The organism is Paraeggerthella sp. (genome assembly GCF_048427265.1).
Lineage (GTDB): Bacteria > Actinomycetota > Coriobacteriia > Coriobacteriales > Eggerthellaceae > Paraeggerthella > Paraeggerthella hominis.
In genome coordinates this window covers 51,616-67,186 of sequence record NZ_DBFOSR010000005.1, presented here as the reverse complement: position 1 = coordinate 67,186, position 15,571 = coordinate 51,616, and the positions used below count along the sequence as shown (strand labels likewise).

The 15,571-nt window shown below is 65.6% G+C and carries 14 protein-coding genes; all 14 read left to right on the top strand.

What is annotated here, in order from left to right; genetic code table 11:
- Positions 1–268 precede the first annotated feature (268 nt).
- The 14 genes from hisZ to ACMNI9_RS00590 all read left to right on the top strand — a co-directional run bounded on the left by hisZ (position 269) and on the right by ACMNI9_RS00590 (position 15,536).
- Positions 269–1,984, top strand: a complete 1,716-nt coding sequence (gene hisZ, locus ACMNI9_RS00655; RefSeq protein WP_418830305.1) for an ATP phosphoribosyltransferase regulatory subunit — start codon at positions 269–271, stop codon at positions 1,982–1,984.
- Positions 1,985–1,988: 4 nt separating this feature from the next.
- A complete protein-coding gene (hisD, locus tag ACMNI9_RS00650; protein WP_225748853.1) occupies positions 1,989–3,317 on the top strand; it encodes a histidinol dehydrogenase in 1,329 nt (442 codons plus the stop codon).
- On the top strand, positions 3,310–4,380 hold the full coding sequence (gene hisC / locus ACMNI9_RS00645; RefSeq protein ID WP_418830302.1) for a histidinol-phosphate transaminase: 1,071 nt from the start codon (positions 3,310–3,312) through the stop codon (positions 4,378–4,380). The genes hisD and hisC overlap by 8 nt, the downstream gene beginning before the upstream one ends.
- Positions 4,381–4,382: 2 nt before the next feature.
- Positions 4,383–4,985 (top strand): imidazoleglycerol-phosphate dehydratase HisB, encoded by a 603-nt coding sequence (gene hisB, locus ACMNI9_RS00640; RefSeq protein WP_418830299.1) that lies wholly within the window; start codon positions 4,383–4,385, stop codon positions 4,983–4,985.
- A gap of 83 nt (positions 4,986–5,068) precedes the next feature.
- On the top strand, positions 5,069–5,728 hold the full coding sequence (hisH, locus tag ACMNI9_RS00635) for an imidazole glycerol phosphate synthase subunit HisH (RefSeq protein ID WP_114567864.1): 660 nt from the start codon (positions 5,069–5,071) through the stop codon (positions 5,726–5,728).
- A gap of 1 nt (position 5,729) precedes the next feature.
- Positions 5,730–6,566 carry a 1-(5-phosphoribosyl)-5-[(5-phosphoribosylamino)methylideneamino]imidazole-4-carboxamide isomerase gene (hisA, locus tag ACMNI9_RS00630; RefSeq protein WP_418830296.1) on the top strand — a complete coding sequence of 279 codons (837 nt, stop codon included), beginning with the start codon at positions 5,730–5,732 and terminating at the stop codon, positions 6,564–6,566.
- A gap of 149 nt (positions 6,567–6,715) precedes the next feature.
- A complete protein-coding gene (gene hisF / locus ACMNI9_RS00625) occupies positions 6,716–7,480 on the top strand; it encodes an imidazole glycerol phosphate synthase subunit HisF (RefSeq protein ID WP_114567866.1) in 765 nt (254 codons plus the stop codon).
- Between the two features lie 2 nt (positions 7,481–7,482).
- The gene (gene hisI, locus ACMNI9_RS00620) at positions 7,483–7,800 is read left to right on the top strand and encodes a phosphoribosyl-AMP cyclohydrolase (protein WP_418830293.1); all 318 of its coding nucleotides are present in this window, start codon (positions 7,483–7,485) and stop codon (positions 7,798–7,800) included.
- A 247-nt stretch (positions 7,801–8,047) separates the two neighbouring features.
- Positions 8,048–8,728 carry a fructose-6-phosphate aldolase gene (gene fsa, locus ACMNI9_RS00615; RefSeq protein ID WP_114567867.1) on the top strand — a complete coding sequence of 227 codons (681 nt, stop codon included), beginning with the start codon at positions 8,048–8,050 and terminating at the stop codon, positions 8,726–8,728.
- On the top strand, positions 8,725–10,485 hold the full coding sequence (gene rho, locus ACMNI9_RS00610) for a transcription termination factor Rho (protein ID WP_418830290.1): 1,761 nt from the start codon (positions 8,725–8,727) through the stop codon (positions 10,483–10,485). The genes fsa and rho overlap by 4 nt, the downstream gene beginning before the upstream one ends.
- Positions 10,486–10,622: 137 nt before the next feature.
- Positions 10,623–11,705: a signal peptide peptidase SppA gene (gene sppA, locus ACMNI9_RS00605; RefSeq protein WP_418830288.1), complete on the top strand. Its 1,083-nt coding sequence runs from the start codon at positions 10,623–10,625 to the stop codon at positions 11,703–11,705.
- Positions 11,686–13,713 carry a class I tRNA ligase family protein gene (locus ACMNI9_RS00600; protein WP_418830285.1) on the top strand — a complete coding sequence of 676 codons (2,028 nt, stop codon included), beginning with the start codon at positions 11,686–11,688 and terminating at the stop codon, positions 13,711–13,713. The genes sppA and ACMNI9_RS00600 overlap by 20 nt, the downstream gene beginning before the upstream one ends.
- A gap of 74 nt (positions 13,714–13,787) precedes the next feature.
- Complete coding sequence (rnhA, locus tag ACMNI9_RS00595; protein ID WP_371298129.1) at positions 13,788–14,267, top strand: ribonuclease HI; 480 nt, start codon at positions 13,788–13,790, stop codon at positions 14,265–14,267.
- 144 nt (positions 14,268–14,411) lie between these two features.
- Positions 14,412–15,536, top strand: coding sequence for a coiled-coil domain-containing protein (locus tag ACMNI9_RS00590; protein ID WP_114567871.1), 1,125 nt, complete (start codon positions 14,412–14,414; stop codon positions 15,534–15,536).
- Positions 15,537–15,571 lie beyond the last annotated feature (35 nt).

The following is a 15,571-nucleotide window of genomic DNA, read 5'->3' as shown; positions in this document are numbered from 1 at the left end:
GCAGGCAATCCCATATTCTTCTTGCTTTACTACTCTACTGTGATAAAGTACGATGCGCGGGGCGGGTTCGCGACCGCAGCGTGTAGGCGCGCGGGGCAACGCAAGCCGCGTCGCAACGCAAGCCGCACGGCCGCAACGCAAGCCGCGCAGCAACGCAAGCCGCACGGCAACGCAAGCCGCGCCGCCACGCAGCGCGCCTGCGGCCACAACGCCGCAGCGCGCCATAACGAACAGGTGCAATGCCAAGACGAGCAGGGAAGAGGAGCCGATGAATTTCGCAACGCCGGCAGGTTTCAGAGACGTGCTGTCAGAAGAAGCGCAGCAGCGCGAGCTCATCGCGCGCGCCGTGCAGGATCGGTTCGCTTCGTGCGGATACGCGCCCATCGAAACGCCCACGCTCGAAGCGATGGACGTCATGCGGGCGAGCGGCCGTCTGCCCGGATCCCCCTTCAAGTTCTTCGACTCGCAAGGCGACCTGCTGGCCATGCGCCCCGACGTAACGTTGCAAGTGGCGCGCATGGTGGCCACGCGGCTGCCGGGCCAGCCCGGGCCGTTCCGGTTCCGCTACATGCAACGCGTGTTCCGCGAGGCCGAAGTGGAGCTGCAAGCCGCCGCGCGCGAGCTTACGCAGATGGGCGTCGAGTGCATCGGCGTGTCGGGTCCCGAGGCCGATGCCGAGGTGGTGGGGCTTCTCGCCGAGGCGCTTTCCCTGGCAGGCGTGCGCGATTGCACCATGGCACTTGCCACGGTGGGCGTCCTGCGTGCGCTTCTGGAGGCAAGCGGCGCGCCCGCTTGGTGGAGGGAGCAGGTGCTCGATGCGTACCACGCCTCGAACTTCGTGGAACTCGATCGCCTGACAAGCCCCGAGGGGGCGGTTCCGCCGGTCGATCCCGTCTCGAATCCCGATCGCTTCACGGGTCGCGTCGCGGTCCCTCCGGTGTTCGCCGCCGCCATCCGCGCGCTGCCGCGCGTCCGCGGCGGCCGCGAGGCGATCGACGAGGTACGTGCGCTCGTGGCGCCGTTGGGCTGCGAAGACGGCCTGGACGACTTCGCTCGCACGTACGACCTGCTTGCGCAAGCGGGACTCGGCGCGCGCATCCTGGTCGATTTCTCGGTCATGAGCTCGTTCGATTATTACACGGGCATCGTGTTCGAGGCGTACGCGCCGGGCGTGGGCGCGCCTTTGGGCAGCGGCGGTCGCTACGACAATATGATCGCCGCGTACGGCCAAAGCCGTCCCGCTGCCGGCTTCGCGTTCTTCCTGGAGCAGGCGATGGCCGCTGCCGCCCGCGAACGGGCGGCGGTGCCCGAGGGCGAGCGTCCCCTGCGCGTCGCGGTCCCCAAGGGTTCCCTGAACCCGGGCACCATCAAGGCGCTGGCCGATGCGGGCCTGGACGTGTCGGGCCTTGCCGATTCGGGGCGCCAGCTCATCATCAGCAACCCCGGCGTGGATTACGTCATCGTGCGGCCCACTGACGCGCCCGTGTTCGTGGCGCTGGGCGCTGCCGACTGCGGCGTCTGCGGAAAGGACTCGCTTCTGGAGGCGTCCCCCGACGTCGTGGAGCTGGTGGACCTGCGGTTCGGAGCGTGCCGCTTCGTGGTGGCCGAGCCTGCCGGCGCGGCCGAGGCCACGGCGGCGCACCATCGCGAGCTGGGATCCATCCGCGTGGCTACGAAGTACCCGCGCATCACGCAGGCCCACTACGCGAAAACGGGCACGCAGGTGGAGATCGTGAAGCTGCACGGCAACATCGAGCTCGCCCCCTTGACGGGCATGGCCGAGCGCATCGTGGACATCACGGCCACCGGCACCACGCTCAAGGAGAACGACCTCGTGGTGGTCGAAGAGGTGCTGTCGTCGACCGCTCGGTTCTTCGCGAACGCCTGCGCGTTTCGCACGGACGCTCGTATCGTACAATTGGCCCAGGCATTGCAGCAGGGCGCGGACGCGCCCGCGTCGCAGCAGAATGCAGAACAGGAGTAAGCCCATGCGTCGTGTTACCCTTGCACCCGGCGAAGTATTCTCGAACGCCCACCTCAAGCGCACCGGCGCTTTCAACGCCGAGGCCCTTGCGGCAGCCACCGACATCATCGCGGATGTGCGCGAGCGCGGCGACGCGGCCTTGCGCGACTACACCGAGCGCTTCGACGGCGTGCGCGTGGATGATTTCCGCGTGCCCTATGCCGACATCGCCGAAGCGGTGACCCGCGTCGACGACCGCACGGTCAAGGCGCTGCGCCAGGCAGCCGACCAGATCCGCGACTTCCACGAGCGTCAGCGCCAGCAAAGCTGGTTCACCGTGCGCGAGGACGGCGCGCTCGTGGGCAGCAAGGTGGAGCCTTTGGAGTCGGTGGGCATCTACGTGCCGGGCGGCCGCGCGCTCTATCCGTCCACCGTGCTCATGAACGCCCTGCCCGCCGCCGTGGCCGGCGTGCCGCGCATCGTGTGCGTTACGCCTCCCGCTCCCGGCGGGGGCGTGGACGCGGCCATTCTGGAGGCCTGCCGCATTTCGGGCGTGACCGAGATCTACACGGTGGGTGGCGCGCAGGCCGTAGGGGCGCTGGCGTACGGAACCGAATCCATCGAGCCGGTGGCGAAGATCACGGGTCCCGGCAACGCCTACGTGGCGGCTGCGAAGAAGATCGTCTCGGGCGATGTCGGCATCGATATGATCGCGGGCCCGTCAGAAGTGTGCGTGGTGGCCGACGCCACGGCCGATCCGGCGCTCGTGGCCATCGACCTCATGGCCCAGGCCGAGCACGACCCCTTGGCGGCGTGCTACCTGGTCACGTTCGACGAAGCGTACGCCGACGAGGTGGAGCGCATGGTCGAGCGGCACCTGGAGTCCTCCACGCGCGCCGAGATCACGGCTGCGTCCCTTGCCGACCAGGGGCTCGTGGTGGTGTGCGACAGCATGGACCAAGCGCTCGAAGCCGTTAACGTCATCGCGCCCGAGCACCTGGAGCTGCACGTCGACCACGCCTTCGATCTTTTGGGCGCCATTCGCAACGCGGGCGCCATCTTCCTGGGCGCTTGGACGCCCGAGGCTGTGGGCGACTACGTGGCCGGCCCGAACCACACGCTTCCCACGGGCGGCACGGCGCGCTACGCGAGCCCGCTCTCGGTCGACGAGTTCGTGAAGAAGTCGAGCGTCATCCAGTACTCGTCGGCTGCGCTCGCTCGCGATGCGGAAGCCGTCATGACCATCGCGAGCCATGAAGGCCTGTGGGCGCATGCGAAGAGCGTCGAGATGCGCAAGAACCTGCTGGAATGCGGGAACGTGTTCGGGGCCGGGGACGGCGGTGCCGATGCGTAGCGTACGCCTTCCCGCCCCGCAGCTGGCGAGCCTTTCGCCGTACGATCCGAAGTACCTGCCGGCCGAGGCGTTTTTGTCGGCGAACGAGAATCCGCACGACGTGGACCAAGACATACGGCACGAGATCATGCGCGAGGTGAAGCGCCTGCCGCTCAATCGCTACCCGGATCCGCTGGCCAACGACCTGCGCGACATGATCGCCGAGGCGAACGGTCTGGATCGCGATCAGGTGCTCGTGGGCAACGGCGGCGACGAGCTGCTGTTCAACATGGCGCTGGCGTGGGGCGGCCCCGGACGCACGTTTTTGAACCTGCCGCCCACGTTCTCGGTCTACGACAACAACGCGCGCCTGACGGGCACGACGGTGGTCGACGTGCCGCGCCGGGCCGATTACTCCATCGACGAAGGGGCCGTGCTGGCGCGCGCGGCGCAGGGCGACATCGATTACCTGGTGGTGACCAGCCCGAACAACCCCACGGGACAGCTGGCCGGCGAGACGTTCATGCTGGAGCTGCTCGACGCGACGGACGCGCTCGTCATGGTGGACGAGGCGTACTTCGAGTTCTCGCGGCAAACCATGCGCCCGTATCTCGACCGCCACAAGAACCTGGTGATCCTGCGCACGTTCTCGAAGGCGTTTTCCCTGGCGGGCGTGCGCATGGGCTATCTTCTGGGCGACGCGGACGTGGTTCGGGAGTTCGCCAAGGTGCGCCAGCCGTATTCGGTAGACGCGGTTTCGCAGGCGGTGGCTCGGGTGGTGTACGCGAACCGCGCGAAGTTCGAGCCCGGCATCCGGCGCATCATCGAGGAGCGGGCTCGCGTGATCGAGGGCTTGCGCAAGATTCCCGGCGTCAAGCCGTTTCCGTCGGATGCGAACTACGTGCTGTTTCGCATGGAGTCGGCGGCGCAGACCTGGCAGGCGCTGTACGATCGCGGCATCTTGGTGCGCGATCTGTCCCGGGCTGCGCATTTGGAGGATTGCCTGCGCGTGAGCATTGGTACGCCGCAGGAGAACGACCGGTTTTTGCGCGCGCTGCGCGACATCGTCATGGAGAAGAGGTAACTATGGCCGAGCGGGGCATGCGACGTGCGCGGGTCGAGCGCGCGACGAACGAAACGGACATCAAGCTGTCCGTCGACCTGGACGGAACGGGGCGCGCCGACGTGGAGACCGGCATCGGGTTTTTTGACCACATGCTGTGCGCGTTCGGGCGGCATGGGCTGTTCGACCTGGAGGTGCGCGTCAAGGGTGACCTGGAAGTGGACGGGCACCATACGGTGGAGGATGCCGGCATCGTGCTGGGGCAGGCGTTCGCCCGCGCGCTTGGCGACAAGCGCGGCATCCGTCGCTTCGGGTCGCTCATGCTTCCCATGGACGAGGCGCTGGTGTTGGCGGCGTGCGACCTTTCGGGGCGCGGGCAGCTGCACTGGGACGTGGACGTTCCTCCCGTTATGCTGGGAACGTTCGACGCAACGCTGGCCAAGGAGTTCTTCATCGCGTTCGCCGCGAACGCCGGCGTGACCTTGCACGTGCGCAAGCTGGTGGGAGAAAACGTCCACCACGTGCTGGAGGCGGCGTTCAAGGCCGTCGCGCGGGCGCTGCGCGAAGCCGTCGAAGCCGACCCGCGCGCTGCGGGCGCGCTGCCCACCACGAAGGGCGCCCTGTAGAGCGTCCCGACCGGCGAGCGGGCACCATACGCCCGCTTTCCGGCCGACCCGTATTGGCAAGCAGAGATTGGAATGCTTGAAACATGATAGCCGTTGTCGATTACCATAAAGGGAACCTGAAGAGCGTGGCGCGCGGCCTGGCTGCGGCCGGCGGCGATGCGGTCGTCACCGACGATGCGAGCGTGATAGCCCGCGCCGACGCCGTGGTGCTTCCGGGGGTGGGCGCGTTCGCCGATGCATCGGCCTCCATGCGCGCGCTGGGGCAGGCCGACGTCGTGCGGGCCCGCATCGCCGCGGGCGTTCCCTTTCTGGGCATTTGCCTGGGACAGCACCTCATGTTCGAAGAGGGCGTCGAAGGCGCGCCCGAGGCCGATGACGAAGCGTCGTCGAACAATGCGCCCGGCCTTGCCGTTCTTCCCGGCGTGGTGGCCAAGATGCCCTCCGTCGATGCGTCGGGCCGGCTTCACAAGGTGCCCCATGTGGGCTGGAACACGGTGGAGGTGACGGATCCGGCCTGCCCTTTGCTCAAAGGCGTCTCATCGGGCACTTATTTCTACTTCACGCACAGCTACGTTGCGCCTTCTGGACCCTTCGTTGCAGCTGAGACCACGCACAGCGTGCCGTTTCCCAGCGTGGTGCAGTACGGGCAGGCGGCGTTCGGCGTGCAGTTCCATCCCGAGAAAAGCTCGGACGCGGGCGCAGCGCTGCTGCGCAATTTCGTCGACATCGTGAAAGGGGCGTAGCATGCATTTGCTTCCCGCTATCGACATCCTGGGCGGCAAGGCCGTCCGCCTGGCAAAGGGCGACTACAGCCAGGTGACCGTGTACAACGACGACCCCGCCGCGCAGGCGCAGCTGTTCGAGGAAGAGGGCGCGTCCTGGCTGCATGTGGTGGACCTTGACGGCGCGAAGTCGGGAGCGCCCGAGAACATTGCCATCATCGAGCGGATTCTCAAAAAGACCCTGCTCAAAGTGGAAGTGGGCGGCGGCGTTCGGTCGCTCGACACCCTTGCGCGCTTGGCGGACGCGGGCGTGTCGCGCATCGTGCTGGGCACATCGCTCGTGGCCGATCCGTCGTTTGCGGCGGCCGCGATCGACGCGTACGGCAAGCTTTTGGCTGCGGGCGTCGACGCGAAGGGCGGGGAAGTGGCCGTTTCCGGTTGGCGCGAAGGTTCGGGCGTTTCCGCCGAGGAGCTGGCCCGCCACGTTTCCCAGCTGGGATTTCGTCATCTCATCTACACCGACATCGCGCGTGACGGCATGCAGACCGGCATCGAGGCGCAGGCGTACGTGCGCATGGCGCAGGCGTTCGGGCATCCCGTGGTCGCGTCGGGCGGCGTTGCGGGCGTAGCCGACATCGAGCGCTTGGCTCCCGTCGCCGCGAGCATCGAGGGCGTCATCGCGGGCCGGGCCATCTACGAAGGCGCGCTTTCGGTTGCCGAAGGGGTGCGCGCCTGCGAGGCTGCAACGCGCGCTGCCGAAGCGGCGGCCGTGCAGGCGAACCCGTGCGGCGTCGCCCTGCCGACGAAGCCGGCCATCGGCCCGGACGAGCCTCATCCGGCGCCCGTCATGCCCTGTTGATCCATGGCCACCGCCGCAGGTGCGGCGTACGATGCAGTCAAAAAGGGGATCGACAAGCTGTTCAAGGGCAAGCAAAGGTAGGATGGATGAAGAAGGGTTGCCGGGCGCTTCTTGCCGACGGCGCGAACGACGGGTAGGAAAGGACAGGCATGCTAGCAAAACGGGTCATTCCCTGCATGGACGTCAAGAACGGGCGCGTGGTGAAGGGCGTCAACTTCGTGAACCTGCGCGACGCGGGCGACCCCATCGAGCTTGCCCAGCGCTACGATCAGCAGAAGGCCGACGAAGTCATCTTCTTGGACATCACTGCCACCAGCGATGACCGGGCCACTACGGTGGAACTGGCCAGCCGCGCGAGCGAGGAGCTGCACCTGCCGTACTGCGTGGGAGGCGGGTTTCGCAGCGTGGCTGACATGCGCACCATGATCGCGGCCGGTGCCGACAAGGTGTCGGTGAACTCGGCTGCCGTGGCTGATCCCGACCTGATATCCCAGGCTGCAGCGGCGTTCGGGTCGCAAGCTATCCTGTGCGCCATCGACGCGAAGAGCGTGGCGGGCAATCCGAACAAGTGGGAGGTGTACGTGGCTGGCGGCCGTAAGGCAACCGGCATCGACGCGGTGGAGTGGGCGCAGGAGGCGGTTCGGCGCGGAGCAGGGGAGATCCTGCTCACCAGCATGGATCGTGACGGCAGTCGCGACGGGTTCGACTGCGCCCTCACGCGCGCCGTGGCGCGGGCGGTGAACGTGCCCGTCATCGCAAGCGGCGGCGTGGGCAAGCTGGAGCATTTCGCCCAGGGGATCATCGAGGGAGAGGCCGACGCCGTGCTGGCCGCGAGCGTGTTCCATTTCGGCGAGCTGACGGTGCGCCAGGTGAAAGAGCACATGCGCGCGCAGGGAATCCCGGTAAGGTTGTGATCATGGACGTTTCCGCTTTTTCGTACAACGAGGCCGGCCTTGTGCCGTGCATCGTCCAAGACGCCGACACGCTTGAAGTGCTCATGATGGCGTGGATGAGCGAAGAATCCCTGCGCCTGACGCTCGAGCGCGGCGAAACCGTGTTCTGGAGCCGCAGCCGCCAAGAGCTGTGGCACAAGGGCGCCACCTCGGGAAACGTCCAGAAGCTGGTCGAACTGCGCTACGATTGCGACGCCGACACGCTGCTCGCTCTGGTGAACCCGGCCGGCCCCGCTTGCCACACCGGCGCGCGCAGCTGCTTTTACCGGGTCGTGGAATAGGGTCGCGGCGACGGCCTTTCGTCTGCGCCCTTCGCCCGGCCGCGCGCCGATCCGTAGCCGTACCTCCATCGCAAATACACGCATCGACCTCGTTTTTGCTTGAACGATATGATGACATGCGCTACCATAAAGCCAGTTCTTTTGCCTTTCAAGGAAGAAAACCCATCACATTGCATCTCATTCACGGGACTCATGCGCGCCTTCGCGCGCGTTTCACACTGATACGTCACAACATAAGGAGGACTGGGTGAAGTTTTTTCTGGACACCGCTGACCTGACCGAAATCGAGGAAGCGGCTAGTTGGGGAGCGCTCGCAGGCGTGACCACGAACCCCACGCTGTACGCGCGCACGGGCGGCAAGCTGTCCGATTTCCACAACCACATCAAGCGTATCTGCGACATCGTGGACGGACCGGTTTCCGCCGAGAGCGTAGCCATGACGCGCGACGAGATCGTGCGCGACGGCCGCGAGCTGGCCGCCATCGCCCCGAACGTGGTCGTGAAGGTTCCCACCATGGTCGAGGGCCTGGCCGCCACGCGCACGTTGGCCGACGAGGGCATTCCCGTCAACATGACGCTGTGCTTCAGCGTGCCCCAGGCCATCCTGGCCGCGCGCGCCGGCGCTCGCTACATCAGCCCGTTCGTGGGTCGCTTCGACGACATCTCCGACGACGGCCTGGACCAGCTGAGCAAGGTTGTTGCGGCTATCGGCAACTACGATTACTCCGACAACACGGTCAACCACGAGCAGGTGGAGATCATCGCCGCTTCCATCCGCAGCGCGAACCACGTGACGCAGGCGGCCCTCATGGGCGCCGACATCGCCACCGTTCCGTTCGGCGTGCTCAAGAAGATGGTTCAGCACCCGCTGACCGATCGCGGCCTGGATTCCTTCATGAAGGACTGGGAGAAAGTGCAGAACGCATGAGCGAAAACGAAGCATCGACTGCGGAGGGCGCATCCGAGGCGTCTTCCGCTCCCACTCCGCGTCGCCGCCGTTCCACAAGCGTGAGGACGAAGTCCGCGGCCAGCAAGGCGGAGAAGTCGGCGGAGCCCGCGAAGGCGGATGCGGGCGAAAAGCCCGGCAAGGAAGCTCCGGCGGCCCAAAGCGACAAGGCCGATTCGTCCGCGTCCGAGCGTCCCGCTCAGGCAAGCAAGACGCCTCGCAAGTCGACGAGGGCGAACGGCAAGGACGCGGCTTCGCAGTCTTCCGGCTCGACGAACAGGCGCCCGAACCAAGGGCAAAGCCAAAGCAACAAGGGCGGCTCCAACCAGAACAACCGCCAGCGGCAGAACAACAACAATCGCCAGAAGCAAGGCGGGCAGCAGAACGGCGGCAACCAGAACTTCCGCCGCCAGCGCCGTCCTCACAGCAATCAGGGCGGTCGCGAAATGCAGCCCAGCGTGTCGCGCGACGATCTGAACAAGCTCAAGGTTGCCGAGCTGCGCGAAAAGGCAGCGGAGCTGCAGATCGACGTGACGGGCCTCAAGAAGGCCGAGCTGGTCGAAGCCGTGTTCGAGGCAAGCGTCAAGGCCGAGGGCTTCATCGAGGTGTCCGGCATCCTGGACATCTTGGCCGACGGCTACGGCTTCCTGCGCACCCAGGGCTACCTTCCCAGCGAGTCGGACTGCTACGTGGGATTGTCCACCATTCGCCGCAACGGCCTGCGCAAAGGCGATCTGGTAAGCGGCCAGACGCGCCCCGCGCGCGAGAACGAGAAGTACGCGGCCATCCAGAAGGTCACGTCCGTCAACGGCACGCCCATCGAAGAGCTGGGCAACCGCGTGCGCTTCGGCGACCTCACGCCGGTCTACCCGGACGAGTGCCTCAGCATGGAGCACGGCAAGAACACCGTCACAGCGCGCGTCATCGACCTGGTTAGCCCCATCGGCAAGGGTCAGCGCGGCCTGATCGTCAGCCCCCCGAAGGCGGGCAAGACCACCATCCTCAAAGACATCGCGGCGGCCATCAGCGCGAACAACCCCGAAGTGCACCTCATGTGCCTGCTGGTGGACGAACGCCCCGAAGAAGTCACCGACATGGAGCGCTCCATCAAGGGCGAGGTCATCTCCTCGACCTTCGACATGCCCACCGAAAACCACATCGCCGTGTCCGAGCTGGTCATCGAGCGCGCGAAGCGCCTGGTGGAATGCGGCAAGGACGTCGTCGTGCTGCTGGACTCGCTCACGCGTCTGGCGCGCGCCTACAACCTGGCGCAGCCGGCGTCGGGCCGCATCCTGTCCGGCGGCGTGGACTCGACGGCGCTCTATCCGCCCAAGCGCTTCCTGGGCGCCGCGCGCAACATCGAGCACGGCGGAAGCCTGACCATCCTGGCGTCGGCCTTGGTGGACACGGGCTCGAAGATGGACGAGGTCATCTTCGAGGAATTCAAGGGCACGGGCAACATGGAGCTCAAGCTTGACCGCAATCTGGCCGATCGCCGCATCTTCCCGGCCATCGATCCGGTGGCGTCGGGCACGCGCAAGGAAGACCTGCTGCTCGATCCGCAGGAGGCGCCGCTCATCTGGGCCGTTCGCCGCATCCTGGCCAACACGAACAGCACCGAGCGCGCCATGGACATGCTCATCAAGTCGCTCAAGCAGACCGAAACCAACCAGGAGTTCTTGGTTCGCACCGCCAAGAAGGCGCAGCATACCAAGGCCGACGGCACGGTGGAGTTCTAAGCGAGTTGTCATGCGTTCGCTACCGAAGCGAAGCTTCGCCGTTCTATAATGAGCGCATGATGAGGAACCGCGTCCCTTGGGCGCGGTTCCGTGACGCTTTCGCTTGATCGACCCTGCAATTCGTACCAGGAGGGCCCATGTCCCAGGAAAACAACAACTGGCAGCAGCAGGTGTGGCAGCAGCCTGCTGCGCCTCAGCCGTCCCCGCAGCCTGCCGGCGGCTATGCGCCGCAGCCTTACGCGCCGCAGCCGCAGCCCAAGAAACGCGGATGGATCGTGGCGCTCGTCGCCGTCGTGCTCGTTTTCGTGCTCATAGCCATGAGCATGTGGTCGTGCACGTCCATCATGTCGTCGTCCATGGGCTCGCTTGGAGCCGTCGGGTCGCTCGGCGAAACCTCAATGTCCGAGGTTGACTTCCTGACCTCGGATGCGGTGGGGGTCATCGACATCGACGGTACCATCCAGTACGACGGCACCACCTCGTCGCCCGAAGGGTTGAAGGCCCAGCTCGATCGCGCTGCGCAGAACACCTACATCAAGGCGGTCGTGCTGCGCGTGAACTCCGGCGGCGGCACGGCTACTGCCGGCGAGGAGATGGCGGCGTACGTCAAGAAGTTCTCGGAAGATACCGGCAAGCCCGTGGTGGTGTCGAGCGCTTCCGTGAACGCGAGCGCGGCCTACGAGATTTCCAGCCAGGCCGACTACATCTTCACGGCCAAGACCACGGCCATCGGCGCCATCGGCACGGCGCTGCAGGTGACCGACCTTTCGGGGCTGCTGGAGAAGCTGGGCATCAACGTGGACAACATCACGTCGTCTGAAAGCAAGGATTCCAGCTACGGCACGCGCCCGCTTTCCGAAGAGGAGCGCGCTTACTACCAGAACATGGTCGAGCGCATCAACGAAACGTTCGTCCAGACCGTTGCCGAGGGCCGCGGCATGAGCGAAAGCGACGTGCGTGCGCTGGCCACCGGCATGACGTTCACCGGCATGGACGCCGTGGAGAACGGGCTGGCCGACGAAATCGGCACCAAGGAGGACGCGGTGGCGAAGGCGGCCGAGCTGGCCGGCGTCTCGCGCTACTCCACGGTTGAACTGAAAACGACGAAGAGCACCCTGTCGAGCTTGCTCGACCTTATGACCGAAAGCAAGAGCCTGTCCGCCGGCGACTTTGCCGCCGCTTTGAAGGAGTTTGAGAACGATGGCAACATCGCCCAGTAACATCGAGCGTCCCTCTTGGCCGAAGAGGGCCGTCGTCACGGCCGGCATGCCGTACGGCAACAAGCCGCTGCACTTCGGCCACATCGCGGGCGTGTTCGTCCCGGCCGACGCGTTCGCCCGCTTCCTGCGCGATCGCATCGGCGCCGCCAACGTCCGCTTCATCAGCGGAACGGACTGCTTCGGCTCTCCCATCAACGAGGGTTACCGCAAGTTGGTGGAAGCCGGGGAGTTCGACGGCACCATCGAGGAGTACGTTCGCAAGAACCACGAGGCGCAGAAGGCAACGCTCGATTCCTACAACGTCAGCCTTTCCATCTACGAGGGGTCGGGGCTGGGCTACGCGAAGTGCGTGCATCAGCTGATCAGCGAGAAGTTCATCGAGAAGCTGCACGAGAACGGCCATCTTCGCAAACGCGCCACGCTGCAGTTCTACGATGCGGAAGCCGGCACGTTCCTGAACGGGCGCCAGGTGGTGGGCCGTTGCCCCGTGCAAGGCTGCAAGTCCGAGCACGGCTACGCCGACGAATGCGACCTGGGGCACAGCTACGCGCCCGAGGACCTGATCGCGCCGAAATCGTCGTTGACGGGAACCACGCCCGAAATGCGGCCGGTGGAAAACTGGTACTTCGACCTGCCCGCGTTCGGCGGCTTCCTTCGCGACCACGTGGCTCGCCTCGAGGCCGACTCCGAGGTGCGCGCCATCGTGCCGAAAACCATCAAGGAGTTCCTGGTTCCGCCCGTGGTCTACATCAAGAACGACGAGCGCGCGGCGTACGAGCAGATCGCGAGCGATCTTCCCGCACACGAGCTGCGCGAACCCGAAAAGGGAAAGCAGAGCTTCGAGATCGAGTTCGCCGACATCGAAGCGCGCGATGCGGCGCGCGAAGTCTTGACGCGCGCGGGAATCCGCTTCCGCACGGGCAAGACCTTGGTGCCGTTCCGCATCACGGGCAATATCGAATGGGGGGTCAAGGCCCCGGTCATCGAAGGTTTGGAAGGCTTGACCGTGTGGTGCTGGCCCGAGAGCCTGTGGGCTCCCATGTCGTTCACCATGGCCGTGAACGACCAGATAGGCTTGCCCAGGGGCAGCTGGCGCGATTGGTGGTGCTCGGAGGATTCCGAGGTTTACCAGTTCATCGGGCAGGACAACCTGTACTTCTACGGCGTTGCTCAGCCGGCGCTCATCGAGGCGCTGCGTCCCGGTGACATCTTGGCGCCGGGCGAGACCGACCATCCCATTCGCCAGACGAACCTCGTGGCCAACTACCATATCCTGTTCGGCGACAAGAAGGCCTCGTCGTCGGGCGCGGTCAAGCCGCCTACCGCCGATGCGCTGCTCGAGCACTACACCGTCGAGCAGCTGCGCGCGCATTTCCTGGCGCTCGGCCTTGACCAGAAGTCGGTCGGCTTCAAGCCGAAGCCGTACCTGGCCACGGAAGAGGAGCTGGCCGATTCGCGCGTGGCGGACCCCGTGCTCAAAGAAGGCGCGCTTCTGACCAACGTGTTCAACCGCCTTGCCCGCAGCTGCTTCTACGAAGCTCAGAAGAACTTCGAAGGCTATCTGCCGCTCGGCGCCGTGTCGCCGGCCGTGCTGGACAAGGTGAACGAGGTGCTGCGCGTCTACGATGCCACCATGCATCGCGTCGAGCTGCATACCATCATGTCGATCATGGACGAGTTCATTCGCTGGGCGAACAAGTACTGGTCCGACGGAATCCGCGCGGTCGAGAAGGGCGGCGACGACGCGATGCGCCGCCAGGTGCTCGTGGACTCGTTCTTCTTGCTGCGCGTCGCCACGCTGCTCATGCATCCCGTGGTGCCGGCAGGGGCCGAGAAGATCTGCGACTACCTGAGCTTCGAGTTCGACGACTTCTTTAGCTGGAACTACGATTTCGAGAGCTTCGACGAGCTGTGCAGCGCTGGCGAGATCACCGAAGGCCGCCACCGCATCCGCGAGCTGCCTCCGCGCTTCGACTTCTTCGAGAAGCATCCGTCCCAGTACAAGTAGCGCGCCATGTTCCGCCGGTCCTCGAACCGGCGGAACGTTTCTTTGCCGAGTCCCTCCGTTTGAAAGGATGTTTCTTGTTGAAGGTCGATGCATTTACCGACGGGTCCGCGCGCGGGAATCCGGGGCCGGGCGGCTACGGCGCCGTGCTGCGGTTCGTGGATCGCAACGGGCGCACGCACGAAAAGGAGCTCTCGCAAGGTTACGAGCGCACCACGAACAACCGCATGGAGCTTCTGGGCGCTATCGTGGCGCTCGAGACGCTTAAAAGTCCCTGCGAGGTCACGCTCTACACCGATTCGCAGTACGTTGCCAACGCGTTCAACCAGCACTGGGTTGACGGCTGGCTCAAGCGCGGTTGGAAGAACGCCAAGAAAGAGCCGGTGAAAAACGTGGACTTGTGGCAGCGCCTGCTGAAGGCGAAGGAGCCGCATCGCGTGGAGTTCGTGTGGGTCAAGGGGCATGCGGGGCACGCGGAAAACGAGCGGTGCGACCAGCTTGCCACGGCGGCCGCCGACGGGGCGGGGCGCATCGCCGACACGGGCTTTACGGGATAGGCCGGGATTGACGGGCGGCCGCAGCATGGTGCGTGCTGTGGCCTTTCTGTAACGATCGATCGAACGCCCGGCCGTCATGCGTTCGATTTGCTACACTGGTTCGCATTGCATGCACGTTTTCGTATGGCAGGTGGAGGTACCCACATGCAGCAGAAAGCACGGGGCGGTCGCGCGAGGGGCGCGCTCGTCGGATTCATGGCAACGGTGCTTGCCGTATCCCTCATGGTTCCGGGCATCGCCCTGGCAGATCCTTCCGCAGCCGAGAAGCAGGCGGAGGCTCAGGCGGCTCTGGCTTCGCTCAATTCCATGCAGGAAAAGCTCAGCAAGGCGGCGGACGCGTACGACGACGCGCTGGCCGCTCAAAAGGACGCCGAGGCGAAGCGCGATGACGCGCAGGCTCGCATCGACGAGGCTTCGGCTCAGATCGCCGATTTGCAGGATCGCTTGGGATCGCGCGCTCGCAGCATGTATCGTTCGGGCGGCAGCTCGGCGCTCGACCTGCTTTTGGGGGCCACGTCGTTCAGGTCCTTCGCGACCAACTGGGACCTGCTCAATTCCATCAACGAAAGCGATGCCGAGCTGGTGCAGCAGACGAAGGATCTGCGTGCCGAGGTTCAGGAGCAGGAAGCCGTGCTTGCCGAGCAGGAGCGCATAGCTGCGCAGAAGGCGAGCGAGGCTCTGCGCACGAAAGACGAAACCGCTTCCACCATGGCGGCCATGCAGTCGACCTACGATAACTTGAGCGCCGAAGCTGCGGCGCTCGTCGAGCAGGAGCGCGCGGCGCAGTTGGCGGCCTACGAGGCGCAGGCCCAGGCCACGGTAGACGCGTCCGCCGATCAGGCGCAGCAGGGCTCCAATAACGGCAACGGCGGCAACAACGGCGGCGAATCCTCTGGCGGAGGCAGCGTCAACCCGCCTGCTCCCGACTACGACGAGCCTATCGCGGGCTCGGTGGTGGGCCGCGCGTACAGCCAGCTTGGCAAGCCGTACGGCTACACCGATCCCAGTTACGGCGCAGGTCCGTCGTCGTACGACTGCTCGGGCTTCGTGTCGTTTTGCCTGAGCGGCAGCTACAGCCGCATGGGAAGCACGCTCACGTTCATGAACTGGCCCCAGGTAAGCGATCCTCAGCCGGGCGACGTGGCCGTGAACGCCGGGCATTGCGGCATCTACATCGGCGGCGGCCAGATGATCCACGCGGCCACGTACGGCGTGGGCGTGGTGCAGGGTCCCGTGCAGCCCGGCATGATCATCGTGCGACCCTGGTAAACGATCGTTCATTGTCGACGAGGCGGGGAACCCGG

Bases quoted from the DNA above. Each gene is read 5' to 3' on its own strand.
- ACMNI9_RS00590 (WP_114567871.1), top strand. From the start codon at position 14,412: ATGCAGCAGAAAGCACGGGGCGGTCGCGCGAGGGGCGCGCTCGTCGGA.
- hisB (WP_418830299.1), top strand. From the start codon at position 4,383: ATGGCCGAGCGGGGCATGCGACGTGCGCGGGTCGAGCGCGCGACGAAC.
- hisZ (WP_418830305.1), top strand. From the start codon at position 269: ATGAATTTCGCAACGCCGGCAGGTTTCAGAGACGTGCTGTCAGAAGAA.
- hisD (WP_225748853.1), top strand. From the start codon at position 1,989: ATGCGTCGTGTTACCCTTGCACCCGGCGAAGTATTCTCGAACGCCCAC.
- hisA (WP_418830296.1), top strand. From the start codon at position 5,730: ATGCATTTGCTTCCCGCTATCGACATCCTGGGCGGCAAGGCCGTCCGC.
- rho (WP_418830290.1), top strand. From the start codon at position 8,725: ATGAGCGAAAACGAAGCATCGACTGCGGAGGGCGCATCCGAGGCGTCT.
- hisH (WP_114567864.1), top strand. From the start codon at position 5,069: ATGATAGCCGTTGTCGATTACCATAAAGGGAACCTGAAGAGCGTGGCG.
- sppA (WP_418830288.1), top strand. From the start codon at position 10,623: ATGTCCCAGGAAAACAACAACTGGCAGCAGCAGGTGTGGCAGCAGCCT.
- hisI (WP_418830293.1), top strand. From the start codon at position 7,483: ATGGACGTTTCCGCTTTTTCGTACAACGAGGCCGGCCTTGTGCCGTGC.
- hisF (WP_114567866.1), top strand. From the start codon at position 6,716: ATGCTAGCAAAACGGGTCATTCCCTGCATGGACGTCAAGAACGGGCGC.
- ACMNI9_RS00600 (WP_418830285.1), top strand. From the start codon at position 11,686: ATGGCAACATCGCCCAGTAACATCGAGCGTCCCTCTTGGCCGAAGAGG.
- hisC (WP_418830302.1), top strand. From the start codon at position 3,310: ATGCGTAGCGTACGCCTTCCCGCCCCGCAGCTGGCGAGCCTTTCGCCG.